The sequence below is a fragment of the Pseudoalteromonas amylolytica genome (genome assembly GCF_001854605.1).
Lineage (GTDB): Bacteria > Pseudomonadota > Gammaproteobacteria > Enterobacterales > Alteromonadaceae > Pseudoalteromonas > Pseudoalteromonas amylolytica.
Genome location: NZ_MKJU01000006.1, coordinates 173,802 through 190,209 on the forward strand (window position 1 = coordinate 173,802; position 16,408 = coordinate 190,209).

12 protein-coding genes are annotated in these 16,408 nt (G+C 45.1%); 11 read left to right on the forward strand and 1 reads right to left on the reverse strand.

Translation table 11 applies throughout. The features are described 5' to 3' along the window. Positions 1-154 precede the first annotated feature (154 nt). Positions 155-1,813: an alkaline phosphatase gene (locus tag BET10_RS02285; RefSeq protein WP_070983203.1), complete on the forward strand. Its 1,659-nt coding sequence runs from the start codon at positions 155-157 to the stop codon at positions 1,811-1,813. Between the two features lie 73 nt (positions 1,814-1,886). On the opposite strand, the gene BET10_RS02290 is transcribed toward BET10_RS02285, so the two are convergent. Beyond that, positions 1,887-4,961, reverse strand: coding sequence for an EAL domain-containing protein (locus BET10_RS02290; protein ID WP_240503623.1), 3,075 nt, complete (start codon positions 4,959-4,961; stop codon positions 1,887-1,889). A gap of 365 nt (positions 4,962-5,326) precedes the next feature. Here BET10_RS02290 and mraZ point away from each other — a divergent pair, with 365 nt between their 5' ends. The 10 genes from mraZ to murG are packed head-to-tail and all read left to right on the forward strand — an operon-like array spanning position 5,327 to position 16,375. Then, entirely contained in the window at positions 5,327-5,785 is a 459-nt protein-coding gene (mraZ, locus tag BET10_RS02295) for a division/cell wall cluster transcriptional repressor MraZ (RefSeq protein ID WP_070983204.1), read from the forward strand. Between the two features lie 24 nt (positions 5,786-5,809). After that, the gene (gene rsmH / locus BET10_RS02300; protein ID WP_070983205.1) at positions 5,810-6,745 is read left to right on the forward strand and encodes a 16S rRNA (cytosine(1402)-N(4))-methyltransferase RsmH; all 936 of its coding nucleotides are present in this window, start codon (positions 5,810-5,812) and stop codon (positions 6,743-6,745) included. Beyond that, positions 6,745-7,068: a cell division protein FtsL gene (gene ftsL, locus BET10_RS02305; RefSeq protein WP_070983206.1), complete on the forward strand. Its 324-nt coding sequence runs from the start codon at positions 6,745-6,747 to the stop codon at positions 7,066-7,068. The genes rsmH and ftsL overlap by 1 nt, the downstream gene beginning before the upstream one ends. Then, on the forward strand, positions 7,065-8,879 hold the full coding sequence (locus BET10_RS02310; RefSeq protein WP_070983207.1) for a peptidoglycan D,D-transpeptidase FtsI family protein: 1,815 nt from the start codon (positions 7,065-7,067) through the stop codon (positions 8,877-8,879). The genes ftsL and BET10_RS02310 overlap by 4 nt, the downstream gene beginning before the upstream one ends. Then, positions 8,869-10,341 carry a UDP-N-acetylmuramoyl-L-alanyl-D-glutamate--2,6-diaminopimelate ligase gene (locus BET10_RS02315; protein ID WP_070983208.1) on the forward strand — a complete coding sequence of 491 codons (1,473 nt, stop codon included), beginning with the start codon at positions 8,869-8,871 and terminating at the stop codon, positions 10,339-10,341. The genes BET10_RS02310 and BET10_RS02315 overlap by 11 nt, the downstream gene beginning before the upstream one ends. Further along, positions 10,338-11,729: a UDP-N-acetylmuramoyl-tripeptide--D-alanyl-D-alanine ligase gene (locus tag BET10_RS02320; RefSeq protein ID WP_070983209.1), complete on the forward strand. Its 1,392-nt coding sequence runs from the start codon at positions 10,338-10,340 to the stop codon at positions 11,727-11,729. The genes BET10_RS02315 and BET10_RS02320 overlap by 4 nt, the downstream gene beginning before the upstream one ends. After that, positions 11,723-12,805, forward strand: a complete 1,083-nt coding sequence (gene mraY, locus BET10_RS02325) for a phospho-N-acetylmuramoyl-pentapeptide-transferase (protein ID WP_070983210.1) — start codon at positions 11,723-11,725, stop codon at positions 12,803-12,805. The genes BET10_RS02320 and mraY overlap by 7 nt, the downstream gene beginning before the upstream one ends. Next, positions 12,805-14,133 (forward strand): UDP-N-acetylmuramoyl-L-alanine--D-glutamate ligase, encoded by a 1,329-nt coding sequence (gene murD, locus BET10_RS02330; RefSeq protein ID WP_070983211.1) that lies wholly within the window; start codon positions 12,805-12,807, stop codon positions 14,131-14,133. The genes mraY and murD overlap by 1 nt, the downstream gene beginning before the upstream one ends. Then, complete coding sequence (gene ftsW / locus BET10_RS02335) at positions 14,127-15,314, forward strand: cell division protein FtsW (RefSeq protein WP_070983212.1); 1,188 nt, start codon at positions 14,127-14,129, stop codon at positions 15,312-15,314. The genes murD and ftsW overlap by 7 nt, the downstream gene beginning before the upstream one ends. Beyond that, positions 15,311-16,375, forward strand: a complete 1,065-nt coding sequence (gene murG, locus BET10_RS02340) for an undecaprenyldiphospho-muramoylpentapeptide beta-N-acetylglucosaminyltransferase (RefSeq protein ID WP_070983213.1) — start codon at positions 15,311-15,313, stop codon at positions 16,373-16,375. Before ftsW ends, murG begins: the two co-directional genes overlap by 4 nt. The last annotated feature ends 33 nt before the right edge of the window (positions 16,376-16,408 follow it).

The following is a 16,408-nucleotide window of genomic DNA, read 5'->3' on the forward strand; positions in this document are numbered from 1 at the left end:
CTAATATTTCCAGTTATTATATTCCAACTTTAGAGTTTGCACTCAAATTGTCATTTTTTTGAAATTAAAAAGTCATTAATGTTCCTTAAACTATGCCGCAATTTAATCAGTTGCGATTTTGGCAACTGATCGCTCACGTTACAGGAAAAACATAATGAACAAAAAATTGCTGGCAGTAGCCGTTTCGGCTGTTTTACTCACCGCGTGTAATGACGACGACACCAAAACAGTTGAAGTTATTAAGGAAGTTGAAGTCATTAAAGAAGTACCCGTTACCCCGGTCACTTCTGTGAAAAACGTCATCCTGATGATTGGTGATGGCATGGGGGCTCAACAAGTTGGATTGTTAGAAGAGTATGCGCGTCGCGCACCTAACTCAACTTATAACACGCGTAGCAATCAAACGGCTTTATCAAAGCTTGCCAACAATGGACACTTAGGCCTATCACTGAACGCCCCTCATGGCGAAAATGGCAGTTTGGTAACCGATTCTGCATGTTCTGCAACGCAACTGGCGACAGGTAAAGCTGCGGGTTCAGAAATGATTGGTTTGGATGATCAGGGCTACATCGTTGAAACCATTTTAGAAAAAGCGAAAAAAGCGGGTAAGGCTACGGGCTTGGTATCAGATACACGTTTGACCCATGCTACTCCAGCTGCGTTTGCCGCTCACCAGCCACATCGTTCTTATGAAGCCGAAATTGCCGTACAGATGGTAGAAAGTGGCATGGTAGATGTGATGCTTTCCGGTGGTGCTCGTGTATTCGTCCCTTCAGATATCAGCACGGATGAAGCCGATAGAAAAGTGATGGCCGATTTGGGCGCACCTGAAAGTGTCTATAAAAAGTCAAAACGTAGTGACGAGCGCAATATCGCTTTAGAAGCTAAAGAGCAGCACGGTTACACGCTAGCATTTGATAAAGCGCAACTCGCCAATAGTGATGCCAGCAAGTTGCTGGGCTTATTTGCTAACTCTGGTATGGCTGATGGTATCGCATATAAAGCCTGTAAAGCAGATAACAGCTGTACACAGCCTTCGTTGAAAGAGATGACAGTCAAAGCGCTTGATATCTTGTCAAAGGATGAAGATGGCTTTTTCTTGATGATCGAAGGCGGTCAGATTGACTGGGCGGGTCACGCAAATGATGCCGGTTGGATGCTCAATGAACTATTAAAGTTTGATGAAGCCGTTGAAGCAGTATATGAGTGGGTGAAAGACCGCAATGACACACTTGTGCTTGTTACAGCAGACCACGAAACAGGTAGTTTTGGCTTTAGTTACTCAAGTCACAACAAACCAGATGCTGTGGCATTACCCGGTGATGGCATGAGAGGTAAGGATTATAAGCCTAAGTTTAACTTCGGTGGTTTAGAGATATTAGATACTCTCTATTCGCAGACTGGTACTTTCTACGATGTGATAGGCGAAGTAAATGGTAGCTATGATTACTCGAATGCCACAGATCAACAATGGAAAGACGCAATTGAGAAGTACACGCCTTACACCGTAACTTATGAGCAAGCTGCAAAAGTGAACGCGGCTGAAGATTTTAATAGCGATGGTTACCCGCTACCGAAATTTGAAGACTTCTCAGATTTCTATGTGTATGACACCGAAGACTTTACGGCTAAAGTTGGGCGCGTACTTGCGGCTCAACAAAGCGTAGTTTGGGGCACTGGTACTCACACATCAGCACCAGTACCTGTTTATGCATTTGGCCCAGAAGGTGTTACTAAACAGTTTTCTACCATGCAGCACCATGTTGATATTGGCCAGAAAATGATGGTAGCACTTGGCCTTAGTCAAGAGTAATAAATCTCAGTTGAGGTGAATTAAACAGCAAGTTCCCTTGGACCTTGGCCACCGTTGGGTGGCCTTTTCATTTTTAATCATTGGATAGTAAAGCGAGGAGGCTTTCTTCTGGCATAGGTTTAGCGTAGTAATAGCCCTGCCCAAAATCACATCCTGCTTGCTGTAAGAGCTGATGTTGAGCTTGTGTTTCAATACCTTCTGCGATGACTTGCAAGCCTAACTGATGCGCCATCATGATCATGGCCTCACACAGGGCCAAATCATCTTTGTTGTCAGCAATACCATCCACAAAGCGTTTATCAATTTTGATGTAATCCGTATCCATTTGCTTGAGATAAGCCAATGACGAGTAGCCTGTACCGAAGTCATCTAACGCCAGCGAGAACCCTTGTGCGGTGAGGTTGTTGAGTCTCTTCTGTGTTCTTGGCTGAGCATTCATCATTAGCCCTTCTGTGATCTCAATCACAATGTCATGAGGTGCTAAATTATGCTGTTCTAGATGTGTATGCCATTGGTTTAAGTAGCAATGTTTAGATGTGAACTGTACCGGAGAGACATTGATACTGAGTTGCAAGTTTTCGCCGTTCTTTCTCACCTTGTCTAAAGTCTGGCAAGCTGAGGCAAAAATGAACTCGCCAATTTTATGAATCAATTGTGTTTCTTCGGCTAATGGAATAAATACATCGGGGCTGACTAACCCTTTCTGTGGGTGCTGCCAGCGGATCAGTGCCTCAGCTTTTTCTATATTCAGGGTATTAAGGTTAACAATGGGCTGATAATAAAGACAAAACTGTTGATGTTGCTGCGCAATACGTAAGTCTTTGAGTAGTTTCATGCGGTTTTCAGCTTGCTCACGCATGTCATTGCTAAAGAATGTATAGCCACTGCGACCCTGCTGTTTGGCTTGATACATGGCTTGGTCGGCCGCTTTGAGTAAGTGTTCACTGGTGTTGCCATCTTTTGGCGCACGGGCAATTCCGATACTGGCACTAATATGACAGGATTCATTACCAATATTGATGTTTGGTTGTAGCTGTTGCAACACTTTATCGGCAAGTTCAGCAAGTGCCTCATCATCCAAATAACGGGTGACCAACACAAATTCATCACCGCCAATGCGTGAGAGCAGACTGCACAAAGGGCTGAGTTGGGTCAGTCGGTTAGCGACTTCCATCAACAGCTGGTCTCCGTAAAAGTGTCCTAGCGTATCGTTAATATCTTTGAAGTGGTCCAAATCAAGCAACAAAATGGCCAGTGCCTGTTTGCTTTGCCCAAGCCTGCTTTTAAGGTGGCGCTTCAGCTGGGTTCGATTAGCAAGCTCAGTGAGCTGGTCATAGTGTGCTTGTCGCCAGATCAATTCATCCTGTTTTTTCTTTTCAGTTATGTCGGTAAAAATTGCAACGCGGCGATAGGGCTCATTGTTGGCGTTGTAGACGCTATTAATCGTCAGCCACTCGGTGTATAGCTCGCCATTTTTACGGCGATTGACTATCTCACCTTGCCAGTTGCCATCTTTGTCTAGTTGCTGCCACATCTGCTCGTAAAAAGCTTGCTCATGTTTGCCAGAGGCTAAAATGGCCGTGGTTTTACCGATCACTTCCGAACGTTTAAATCCTGTTACTTGGCTAAAGGCCGGGTTGGTATCAAGAATGTGCCCATTAGCATCGGTGATCACCATACCTTCACTACTGTTGTTGTAAACTAACGCCGCGAGGTTGATGGCTTCTTCTTGTTTTTTACGCTGACTGATATCACGGATCACTACGATTGCTTGTTGGTAATGCGTAATCGGGCTAAGACGACACTCGTACACATGTCTGTTTTGGTTGTCATGCAATGAAAACTCAAGTTGACAATGGCTATGTTCATTTAGCTTAGATAGCTCACTCATCAAACGTTTGTAGATATGTTCAGGAAACATGTCCTCTAATTGCTGTGCTTGCTTGGCGAATGTGCCATGGCGCATTAATACTTTGCCTTGTTTACTGAGCCGCAGGTAACTGTCGGGCATAGATTCGAGCAGCGCACTAAGTTCTGCATGCTTATGTGACAGCGCAGATTCAATATTCAGGCGAATATTGGCCATTTGCTCAAACCTCATAGCAATGGCATTAAATTCAGGGGTTTGTGATTTTTGTGACCAACGCACTGGTAAACCTTGAGAAAGCTCTTCAATCGCGTCAACGAGATTTTGCAACGGTCGTAAAATAACGCGTTGCAGATTCCAGTGGGCTTGCCACATTAATACTGCGATAGCGAGGAAAAATAGCAGTAAAATGACTGCCACTTCTTTATTAGCCTGAGCTATGGCCTGCTCAAACGGTAGAGAAACATGGACTGTCAATGGATTAGGAGTACTATCTTTAGTAAGTGGCAGAGTGAAGTAAATACGTCTATGCCCGTTATCGTCATCTAATATTTGTGCTTGATTTGGATTGATCTTCGGCCAGTAGTCATCACTGTGGGTGCCTAGTAATGCTTGGTTAAAGGGAGAGTGTGCAATGATATTGTGATTTGCATCACTGAGCATAACCTGACTGTTTTGAGGCAGCGGCAGCTTGGCCAGTGCTTGGCTCCATTTATCCAGCGGTTTTACCGCAACCAATACGCTTTTCAGTACCCCTGCGTCATTAAAGATTGGCATGGCAAAATTGACGGTAGCGCGATGCACAGAGCGGTCCTGTTGATAGTGGCCTATCGCAAATTGATTAGTCGAGAGTACTGTTTGAAAATAATCTCTATCATTGATGTTGATTGAACGTGTGCCTGTTTGTAGTGAGCACATTACCTGCCCATTCAATGCAACAATGCCAATATTGGCAATATCATTTGATAGGATCTGTGCATGATCCAGCAATGGAGGGCATTGGCCCTGTGTGAAATCACGAACGGTCACTTGCTGGGAGAGCTTAAGTAATAACGCCTTGGTGTTATTAATTTCCGTGCTCTGTACTGCAACAATATGCTGAGCAAGCAGCAGTGCGTGGTGCTCACTTTGTTCTAGTATTTCGGAACGTTCATCGAGTAACTGAGCCAGTATCACCAATAAACCAGGGATACAAATAAGAAATAGCAGACGATAAAAACGTTTTGGTATTGATAAATTAGAAATAATCACACCCAGAGCGATGATTAAACAACAACGCATAATACTAAACTGTGAGCTTTATCGCCAAGTAGTTGGGAGTTTTTTATTAATTATTAGCTGATGAGATTGAGCGTTAGGACGTATTTTTGCTCAGTTTTGGAAGAATTTTTTATTTTTCCTGCTGCTAAATTCCTGTAATTTTTCTGTTATGAAGTCGTAGTTTTTCATTGTTCCCACTTTTTTCCACCGAATTCATAGACTTTCGCGAAACCCGCATTTTTTCTGGTCTCAAAAGCCATATACCGCCCTATATTTGCTTGACATAAAGTGCTGTCAAGCCCTAGACTGTAGTATTGTGGTAAAAAGTGGTTTTTAGTGGATCAAATTGGATCTTGAGTACTAGGCAGGTTGGGGTTGGTTTTTTAATGTTCAAAGGTGCAAGCTCACTGAGCTTAGATGACAAAGGGCGTTTTGCGGTACCAACGAAGTATCGTCAACAACTGCTGTCAGAAGAACAGGGCGCACTGATCTGCACTATTGCTATTAACGAACCATGTTTATGGTTGTACCCCATGAGCGAATGGTATGAAATCGAAGCTCGCTTACAAAAACTATCCAATATGAATCCCAGAGCAAGGCGCTTACAGCGTATGTTGCTGGGCCACGCTACTGAATATCAATTAGATAAGAATGGCCGCATTTTGCTAGCACCTTCATTACGAACTCATGCAGGGTTAAGTAAGAAGATCATGTTGGTAGGGCTGTTGAATAAGTTTGAGATCTGGGACGAAGATCGTTGGCATCAACAGATGCAACTTGACACTGAGCTTGAGCGAGGTGGTGAATTTGAGTCTTCTCCAGAACTTGATAATTTCTCGCTGTAACAGAAAGTAAGGCAAAATTTGAGCATGACGGCGCAATTTCAACATGTGTCGGTATTGATGGCAGAGACGCTAGAGGCGCTTGCAATCAATCCACAAGGCATATACATCGATGGCACATTTGGTCGAGGTGGTCATTCAGGGCAAATTTTGTCACGTTTGGGTGAGCAAGGTCGTTTACAAGCCATCGATCAAGATCCGCAAGCCATAGAAGCTGCGAAAAAGTTTGCTGATGATAGCCGCTTTTCAATAGCACACTCGCGCTTTTCAAATATCAAAGAGGTTGCTGAGCAAGCGGGTTTATTGGGGAAAGTTGACGGTATTTTACTTGATATAGGAGTGTCTTCTCCGCAGTTAGATGATGCACAACGAGGCTTTAGCTTTATGCATGATGGCCCGCTGGATATGCGTATGGATCCAAGTTCGGGGCGCAGTGCCGCACAGTGGCTTGCTGAGGCGGATCTGGAAGACATTACATTTGTGATTAAAAAGTACGGTGAAGAAAAATTTGGTCGCCGTATTGCACATAAAATCGTGGAAACGCGCGTTCACACTCCTATTACAACGACTAAGCAGCTTGCTGAATTAGTTGATGACGCTGTGCCAGTGAAGGACAAGCATAAGCACCCTGCAACGCGTACTTTTCAAGCTATCCGTATTTATATCAACAGCGAATTGGAAGAAATTCAAACCGCATTACAGGCGTCTTTAGAGGTGTTGAAGCCAGGAGGACGTTTGGTGGTGATCTCGTTTCATTCACTGGAAGACAGAATTGTGAAACAGTTCATCAAGAAGCAGAGTAAGGGAGAAGCGATGCCCAGAGGTCTGCCTTTAACTGATGCACAACTTAAACAAAATCTGACGTTAAAGGCAGTGGGCAAAGCCATTAAACCAAGCGCAAAAGAGGTCGCGGAAAACCCAAGGGCAAGAAGCTCAGTGTTAAGAGTGGCGGAAAAGCTTTAATGAACAAACATATAGACAGACAGCCAAAGCTATTCGTTGAGATCATTCAGGGGTTACTTGCAAACAAGTTGACCCTGTTTTTGCTGCTATCTATTTTGGTTACTGCTTTGGCGGTTGTTCAGGTAACGCACCTGACAAGGACACAGTTGATCAGTCAGGATGAATTACTACAACAACGGGATGAATTAGATTTAGAGTGGCGTTATCTAGTTGTTGAAGAGGAATTTTACTCTCAGCACGCGCGCATAGAGGAGATAGCCAAAACACAACTCAATATGAAGCGTCCAACCAGCAAAGATGAGCAAGTGGTGGTGTTACAGTGAACAATAGAGGAAAAATAGTCACGAGCCTAATCACCTGGCGTTTTGCTCTGGTGTGTTGTTTATTAGTTTTGGTATTTATTACACTTGTGGCACGTGCCGCCTATTTGCAGGTGATAGAGCCAGATAAAGCGCGTGAAGAGAATGCCAAACGTACGGTAAGGGTAGAAAAGCTCAAAGTACAACGGGGCATGATCTTTGACCGCAACGGCAAGGAGCTTGCCGTGAGCGTGCCTGTGGTTAGTGTCTATGCGGACCCATTAGCGTTGGATAAATCAATCGCCAAAAAAGTGTTAAAAACGGCACGTAAAAATGGTGAAGACCACAAAGCGCTGGCTGATAACGAACAGGAAATGGCGCGCCGTAAACAACAATGGTACGAAAACGAATTACGTTGGCGTGAATTGGCGGATGTACTACAAATCAAAAACTCGGATGTAGATACACGCTTGCGCAACGATCCCAGCAGGCGCTTTGTGTATTTAAAGCGTCAAGTCACTCCGGCGGTTGCTAATTATATTCGTCAACTTGGGCTGCCAGGTATTCATTTACTTGATGAGTCAAAACGTTTCTATCCAAGTGGTGAGGTAACCGCTCACATACTTGGTTTTACTGACATTGATGGTAAAGGTATTGAGGGCGTTGAACGTTTATTTGAAACTGCACTCACTGGCGCTGAAGGTAAGCGCACCATTCGTAAGGATGCACAAGGTCGAGAAGTACAGGTGCTCTCCGAAGAGCAGCGCGTGGAACCTGAAAACATCGAGCTGAGTATTGATTTACGTATTCAAGCCATTGCTTATCGTGCGCTCAAAAGTGCGGTGCTCAGTTATAAAGCGACCTCAGGCTCAGCGATGGTCGTTGATGTTAAAACTGGGGAAGTGCTGGCAATGGTTAACAGCCCAAGTTTTAACCCCAATGATATGAGTGATGCTGCACCTTATAAACGTAGAAATCGAGCCATCACCGATTTATTTGAACCTGGCTCAACACTCAAACCACTGGCTGTACTGGCGGGTCTTGATTATGGCGCAATTGAAGCTCAAGACACGGTTGATACCTATCCTGGATGGATGCGCTTAGGGGGCAGTTTAGTACAAGATACGCGTAACAATGGCGAGATGACGTTGCGTGAGATATTGAAGATATCCAGTAACATGGGAGTGGCAAAAATCAGTCAAATGCTGCCCAAAGATTATATGGTTGGCTTATATCAAAAAGTGGGTTTTGGTGAAGATACTGGCACTATGATGGTGGGAGAAAGTAGCGGATTGTTTTACCCCAACAGACGCTGGTCAGATTTTGAAATAGCAACATTAGCCTATGGCTACGCGGTATCCGCAAGCACCGCACAGATAGCACGTCTTTATTCACTATTTGGGTCTGGTGGTGTGCTAAGACCGCTGACAATTTTAAAGCAAACAAGCCCACCAGAGGGAGAGCGTGTTTTTGCTGAGGAAGATGTTCGTGCTGTGGTTGAGATGATGGAGTCCGTATTTGAGCGAGGTGGTACCGCTGAGAGTGTTAAAGTAGATGGCTATCGTGCCGCTGGTAAAACAGGTACTTCAAAAAAAGCAATTGCAGGCGGCTATGGTGATGAATATGTGGGGTACTTTGCAGGTATTGCACCGGTGAGCGACCCTCGCTTAGCGGTTGTAGTGATGGTGAATGAACCCGGCGGCGATGTGTATTATGGTGGTCATACATCAGGCCCTGCTTTTGCAGAAATTATGTCTAATGCATTGCGTATTTTAAATGTAGCGCCAGACAAAGAGCGTGTAGCCTATATTTCGGAGCTTGGTAATGAGTCGTGATATTAGCCAAGTGTTGAAATGCTTTAACGTACAGTGCTGTGGTATCGTAGTGGCGCATTTACGCTTGGATAGTCGCCAAGTAAATGAAGGCGATGCATTTGTTGCATTGCGCGGCCATCAACAAAATGGCGAAGATTATATTTTATCCGCACTTGAGCGCGGTGCTGTTTGTGTGTTGATCGATGAAAGCAGTGAAGTTGAAGTGGATGTGGATGAAACATTACTAGTTCGCGTACCGAACTTGAACGCTCACATTGCCAAGATAGCCGCACAGTTTTATCAGTATCCCAGCACGCAAATGTGCACAGTTGGCGTAACGGGCACCAATGGTAAATCCACAACCACCACTATGATTGCCAATTTGGCGAAACAATGTGAACACCCATCCGCAATTATCGGGACTCTGGGTTATGGGCAACCTGAAAGCTTGACGCCGCTTGCAAATACCACCCCCTCCAACATAGACTTGCAACGCATCCTAGCCCAACTCGCACAGGTCAATAAGTTAGTGGCAATGGAGGTATCTTCTCATGGTTTAGTACAAGGTCGATTAAACGAAACGACCTTTGATGTTGCGGTATTTACTAATCTTTCTCGTGACCATCTGGACTATCACACAGATATGGCAAGTTACGCCGAGGCCAAATTATCTTTATTCCAGCATCATCAACCAAAGTTCAGTGTACTCAATGCTGATGACGAATATACACAGCAGTGGCTAAATAAGTATTCTTTTAACAACCTAGTGGTATACGGTAAAAAGCCGCAGAGCCACGCTTTTAAAAACTTTGTATGGTTCGATGATGTGAAGTGTGATGCGCTGGGTTTTGAGGCCACAATCAGCAGCAGCTGGGGTAAAGGTAAGCTACGTGCGCCACTGTATGGTTTATTCAATATTTATAATTTAACTGCGGCTGTTGCAACGTTACTGACACAAGGCTTTGCATTAGATAAGTTACTTGCCGCTGCAGAAAGGCTACAACCTGTTGCAGGTCGTATGCAAGCGTTTCGCGTTGCTAATAAGCCAACTTGCATTGTAGATTATGCGCATACACCCGAAGCATTAGAGTTAGCGTTACAAGCTTTACAGCAGCATGTGCCGGGCAACGTGATGTGCGTGTTTGGCTGTGGCGGTGACCGAGATAAAGGCAAACGACCACTAATGGCTCAGGCGGTGGAGCGCAACGCCGACCAACTGGTGATAACCAGTGACAATCCTCGCAGCGAAGACCCTAAGCAAATTATCGATGATGTTAAGGCTGGACTCAGCAATCCACAGTATGCTGTGTGCAAAATTGATAGGGCAGAGGCCATCCGCTATGCCATTGAACACACACCAAAAGATGGTGTGGTGTTGGTTGCGGGTAAAGGGCACGAAGATTATCAAATAATTGGAGACCAACGTCTGCCATTTTGTGACAGACGTTATGTGGAAGCAGTTTTACGGGAGAAAAGTGCATGATCAAAGTAGATTTGGCTTGGCTTGCAGCGGTACTTGATACTCCCTTAAATGGGAAAAATTTGGCAATTGCCAATATCAACACAGATACCCGAACCATCAATAATAATGACGTTTTTCTTGCACTTAGGGGGCCAAACTTTGACGGCCACCAGTTTGTTGAGGAAGCGAAAAAAAGCGGTGCAATAGCCGCGATAGTTGATACACCAGTTGCTTGTGATATCACACAATTAGTTGTACCAGACACTCGCTTGGCACTTGGAAAGATTGGCAAAGCGGTCATTGATAAAGTAGCCCCAAAAACCATAGCGATAACGGGCAGTGTTGGCAAAACAACCGTCAAAGAGATGTGTGCGGCCATTTTAGCGCGTAAAGGTAAGGTGCTGGCAACAAAAGGCAACTTCAACAATGATATTGGCGTACCACTGACGTTACTGCGTTTGTGTGAAGACGATGAGTTTGCAGTCATTGAGCTGGGCGCGAATCACATTGGCGAAATTGCTTATACAACGTCACTGACCAGTCCGGATGTTGCTGTTGTGTGCAATGTCGCACCTGCGCATATTGAAGGGTTTGGCTCTATTGAGGGGGTCGGAAAGGCCAAAGGTGAGATTTTTTCTGGATTAAAAAGTGGCGGTGTTGCTGTTTTAAATTGCGACTGTGAATTTGTTGATATGTGGCAAGAGGGTTTACATGACGTAACCACTAAGCGCTTCTCCTGCAGCCAAAACTTAGATATTTGGGCCGAAGAGGTCCGCTTGAACGACACCGCTCATGCTAGCTTTCTACTATGTACACATTCTGAAAAAGTCCCTGTACAGCTTGCTTTGCCGGGTGAGCATAATGTCACTAATGCCATCATTGCCGCTGCTCTAACGACCGAGCTGGGGGCGACATTAGATGATGTTGCAGCTGCGCTTGAGGGGATGTCCCCAGTTAAAGGGCGGGTGAATCTAATTAAAGCGTCTACCAAGCTTAACGTGATAGATGATACCTATAACGCTAACGTGCGTTCCGTAAAAGCAGCCATCGATCTACTCATGCAGATGCCTGGATACCGTATTTTAGCACTCGGTGATATGGGAGAGCTTGGTGAGCAGGCGCGTGAATATCATCAAGAAGTTGGTGAGTATGCTCAACAGCAAGGTATAGATGCGTTGTATTCACTGGGCGTACTAAGTCGCCACAGCAGTGACGTGTTTGACCAACCAGAAAGACACTTTTCAACGAGAGAGCATTTATTAGAGGCACTACAGCAAAAATTAAACACACAGGATGGGATATGCACTGTGTTAGTCAAAGGCTCACGAAGCTCACGTATGGAATTATTAGTCAAAGAATTAGTAGGCAGTGACCATAACTCAGGCACTGATGGGGCCTCAGCATGTTAGTTTGGTTAGCGGAATATTTAACTCAGTATTACAGTGGCTTTAATGTCTTTTCATATTTGACCCTAAGGGCGATTCTGGGAATTTTGACGGCGCTGTTCATTTCTTTATATTTTGGCCCCAAATTGATTGTGGCTTTGCAGAAAATGCAAATTGGTCAGACTGTACGCGATGATGGTCCACAATCACACTTATCGAAATCAGGCACTCCTACGATGGGAGGACTACTGATATTAGCTGCGATTTTTACCAGCACGCTATTGTGGGGCGATCTAGATAATAAGTACGTTTGGGTAACGTTGTTTGTGGTTGGAAGTTTGGGGATTGTGGGTTTTGTCGATGATTACCGAAAAGTGATCCGAAAAGACAGCAAAGGCCTAATAGCCAGATGGAAATACTTCTGGCAGTCGGTGATTGCGATTTCAGTGGCAAGCTATATGTATTTTTCTTCCAGTTCAGCGGCAGAAACGACCCTAGTCGTTCCGTTTCTCAAGGAGGTTATGCCGCAACTCGGGCTGTTTTACTTAGTGATGTGTTACTTCGTGATTGTTGGCACTTCAAACGCAGTAAATCTGACGGATGGTTTAGATGGGTTGGCAATCGTACCCACTATTTTGGTTGCGTCAGCGTTGGCGATCATCGCTTATTTAACAGGTAATGTGAATTTCTCAAATTATCTACACATTCCTCATATACCCTTAGCCAGTGAATTAGTCGTAGTCTGTACCGCTATTGTGGGTGCTGGGTTAGGTTTTCTATGGTTTAACACCTATCCGGCACAAGTGTTTATGGGCGACGTAGGCTCACTGGCGCTAGGTGGCGCATTGGGCATTATTGCTATTTTGGTTCGCCAAGAGCTAGTACTGATGATTATGGGTGGTGTGTTTGTGATGGAAGCCTTGTCGGTGATCCTACAAGTGGGCTCATACAAACTACGTGGACAACGAATATTCCGCATGGCACCGATACACCATCACTATGAATTAAAAGGATGGCCAGAGCCCCGTGTTATCGTGCGCTTCTGGATTATTTCTATCGTTCTGGTACTTGCCGGACTTGCAACATTGAAGATTAGGTAATGCAGTATTTAAACGCCATCAGAAATAAAAACATTACTGTGCTTGGGCTGGGGGTAACTGGCTTAGGTATAGTGCGTTTTCTGCTGTCACATAATATTGTGCCACGCATTGTGGATAGCCGTCCTGTGCCGCCTGGCGCACAGTGGCTTGCTGACAATGAGCCTGATTGTGAAGCGGTATTTGGTCCTCTGGCTGAAGCGGGTTTATCGAGCGCAGACATGATTATTATCAGTCCGGGGATCGCGCTGTATGAGGCCGCTGTTGCACAAGCCATTGCCGATGGCGTTGAAGTGATTGGTGATATTGAGTTGTTTGCACGCCTAAATGACAAGCCGGTGGTTGCGGTGACAGGCTCAAATGGCAAATCTACCGTTGTGACGCTGGCGTCTCAAGTATTGAATAAAGCTGGGATAAAAGTTGGACTCGGTGGCAACATTGGCACCGCTGCGTTGGATCTTTTAGACCAAGATGTTGATGTATTTGTACTAGAGTTGTCTAGTTTTCAACTTGAGACCACTCACAGCTTAAAATGCGCCAGTGCAATGATTTTGAACATTACCGAAGATCATATGGATCGCTATCCAAACTTTTCGGCATATTGTGAAGCTAAACAACGTATTTATCAGCATACAGAGCATTTGGTGTTCAACGCTAACGATGAGAACACATTTAGTAACTGCCAGCTAGGTGTCAGCGTGGCATTGGATAATGCCGATTACCAGCTTGTGACACATGATGGTGAGCGTTATTTTGCTGCTCATGGTAAAGCGCTGCTACCTGTTTCGTGCATGAAGTTGCAAGGCAACCACAACCAGTTTAATGCGTTGGCTGTCATGGCCTTACTTGCGCCATTTTCGTTGCCACTCGCTGCATTTGAACAGGCCTTTAGTGAATTTAAGGGGCTTGACCACCGTTGCCAGCTTGTGGCGGATTACAAGGGGATTAAATATTTCAATGATTCTAAAGCGACAAATGTAGGAGCAACGGTTGCTGCGTTGGAGAGCTTAGCGACCACAGAGGGTAAGATCATCTTGATTGTCGGTGGCGACGCAAAAGACGCCGATCTTACGCCACTAGCTGGCCCTATGGGCAAATATTGCAAAGCGATATATGGTTTTGGCAAAGATGGCTCGCTGTTTTTATCTATGCATCGCAACAGCCACTTGGTCGCGACATTAGAAGATGCGGTTAAACAAGCGCAAGCCATCGCCAGCAATGGTGACTGTATTTTACTCGCCCCCGCGTGTGCCAGTATCGACATGTACCCAAATTACATGGCACGAGGCGAAGAGTTTTGCCGCTTAGTCGATGAGGTGACCAGATGCTAGCACTGTCACAACTGAACCTAAACTTTCAATTTAAGCAGTCCAATGCGCTATACGACATCCCACTGTTATATGCCATGTTGTGTTTATTGGGCGTTGGATTTGTGATGGTGACGAGTGCTTCAATGCCGGTGGCTGAAAGGTTATTTAATAATCCTTACCATATCACCATCCGCCATGCGGCATTTTTGTGTATGGGGTTTGTGTTGTTCTGGATTAGCACCAGCGCGCCTATGACGTGGTGGAAACGGTGCAATCCCTATTTGCTGCTTTTTGGTCTGGGGTTACTGGTGCTGGTGCTGTTGATAGGCCGCGAGGTAAATGGGTCGAAGCGTTGGATCCCGGTCGGGCCAGTGGGAATTCAAGCCGCTGAGTTAGCTAAATTGTTTTTCTTCAGTTATATCGCGGGCTATCTAGTGCGTAAACGAGAAGAAGTTCAGGAGAACTTGAAAGGCTTTGCTAAGCCTATTGCCGTATTTTCGGTGTATGCATTTTTGATTTTGATGCAACCAGATTTAGGTACTGTGGTGGTCATGTTTGTGACGACCGTAGGGTTATTATTTTTGGCAGGGGCAAAGTTGTGGCAGTTCTTTGCCTTGATCCTCACTGGTGTTTTATTGGTAGTGTTACTGATCATCTTTGAGCCTTATCGAATGGCCCGAGTCGTAGGTTTTTTAGAGCCTTGGGATGACCCTTTCGGTAAGGGATATCAGTTAGTTCAATCACTTATGGCGTATGGGCAAGGCGGATGGTTTGGTCAAGGTTTGGGCAATAGTGTTCAAAAATTACAATACCTGCCAGAGGCACATAATGACTTTATTTTTGCAGTCATTGCAGAAGAGCTGGGCTTTGTTGGTGTGGTGAGTATTATCCTACTGCTTGGCACTTTAGTGTTTAGGGCTTTGTTGATAGGCCAAAAGGCACTCAAAGCAAACAAGGAATATGAAGGCTACTTTGCACTGGCGATTGGCATTTGGTTTGCCTTTCAAACCATGGTGAATATTGGTGCTAGTGCAGGGATTTTACCGACAAAAGGCTTAACCTTGCCCTTTGTTTCTTATGGCGGTTCTAGTTTATTGGTGATGATAGTGGCTGCAGGAGTATTACAGCGCGTGGATTTTGAGACCAAAATGGCTAGCAAGCAAGCAACGTCGAGAAGTGGTGCTCGTGGAGGTAAACGATGAGTAAACGTTTGCTGGTTGCTGCAGGCGGAACTGGGGGGCATATATTCCCAGGTATCGCGGTTGCGAATGAATTAAAAGCCCAAGGCTGGGAAATTTCTTGGATTGGCACTGAAGATCGTATGGAAGCCCGAGTGGTACCCAACAATGGCTTTGAGATTGACTTTATTAAGGTAAAAGGGGTACGCGGAAATGGTATTAAACGCCTTCTAACAGCCCCTTTTATGGTAATCAAAGCTATTGTCTCGGCTAGGCAAGTAATTAAACAGCGCCGCCCAGATGTGATACTCGCAATGGGCGGATATGTGACGGGTCCCGTAGGGGTTGCTGCAAAGCTGACGGGCACACCTTTGCTGATCCATGAACAAAATGCTGTAGCTGGGCTGAGCAATAAATTGTTGTCGAAAATTGCAGACAAAGTTCTGGCGGCCTTTCCGAGTGCCTTTGGGCAGGCTCAGGTCGTGGGCAATCCAGTTCGTCATTCGGTGGCAAACTTAAGCCCTAAGACTGTATCGAAGCAAGTAAATTGTTTAGTCGTTGGCGGGTCGCTGGGTGCAAAAGCGCTCAATGACACATTGCCAAAAGCATTTGCACAACTAATGAATGATGCCTCGTTACCATTGGCTATTAGACACCAAAGTGGTAAAGGCCATAAAGCGCAATTAAACAAACACTATGCGCAGTTGAAAATTAACGCAGAAGTAGCTGAATTTATTGATGATATGGATACAGCCTATGATTGGGCAGACATCGTCATTTGTCGTGCTGGCGCATTGACTGTCAGTGAAATTGCTGCAGCAGGAAAAATGGCGTTGTTTGTGCCTTATCCTCATGCGGTTGATGACCATCAAACGGCCAATGCGGCATATTTGGTTGATCAGCAAGCAGCACTACTGTTGCCACAAAGCGAGCTAAGTGTAGAGTCGGTTTGTGCATTGTTGTTGCCGTATGTACAACAGCCAGAACGCATTGAACAGTTGGCAATACGCGCCAAGCAATTAGCAAAACTTGATGCCACATCAGCAGTGGCAAAAGTATGTGAGCAATTAAGCTCGCGAATTTGAACTTATTAATATTGAAGAGTAACGCGTGAAAGA

Coding starts and splice junctions, on each gene's coding strand:
- BET10_RS02285 (WP_070983203.1), top strand. CDS start 155: ATGAACAAAAAATTGCTGGCAGTAGCCGTTTCGGCTGTTTTACTCACC.
- BET10_RS02290 (WP_240503623.1), bottom strand. CDS start 4,961: ATGCGTTGTTGTTTAATCATCGCTCTGGGTGTGATTATTTCTAATTTA.
- mraZ (WP_070983204.1), top strand. CDS start 5,327: ATGTTCAAAGGTGCAAGCTCACTGAGCTTAGATGACAAAGGGCGTTTT.
- rsmH (WP_070983205.1), top strand. CDS start 5,810: ATGACGGCGCAATTTCAACATGTGTCGGTATTGATGGCAGAGACGCTA.
- ftsL (WP_070983206.1), top strand. CDS start 6,745: ATGAACAAACATATAGACAGACAGCCAAAGCTATTCGTTGAGATCATT.
- BET10_RS02315 (WP_070983208.1), top strand. CDS start 8,869: ATGAGTCGTGATATTAGCCAAGTGTTGAAATGCTTTAACGTACAGTGC.
- BET10_RS02320 (WP_070983209.1), top strand. CDS start 10,338: ATGATCAAAGTAGATTTGGCTTGGCTTGCAGCGGTACTTGATACTCCC.
- mraY (WP_070983210.1), top strand. CDS start 11,723: ATGTTAGTTTGGTTAGCGGAATATTTAACTCAGTATTACAGTGGCTTT.
- murD (WP_070983211.1), top strand. CDS start 12,805: ATGCAGTATTTAAACGCCATCAGAAATAAAAACATTACTGTGCTTGGG.
- ftsW (WP_070983212.1), top strand. CDS start 14,127: ATGCTAGCACTGTCACAACTGAACCTAAACTTTCAATTTAAGCAGTCC.
- murG (WP_070983213.1), top strand. CDS start 15,311: ATGAGTAAACGTTTGCTGGTTGCTGCAGGCGGAACTGGGGGGCATATA.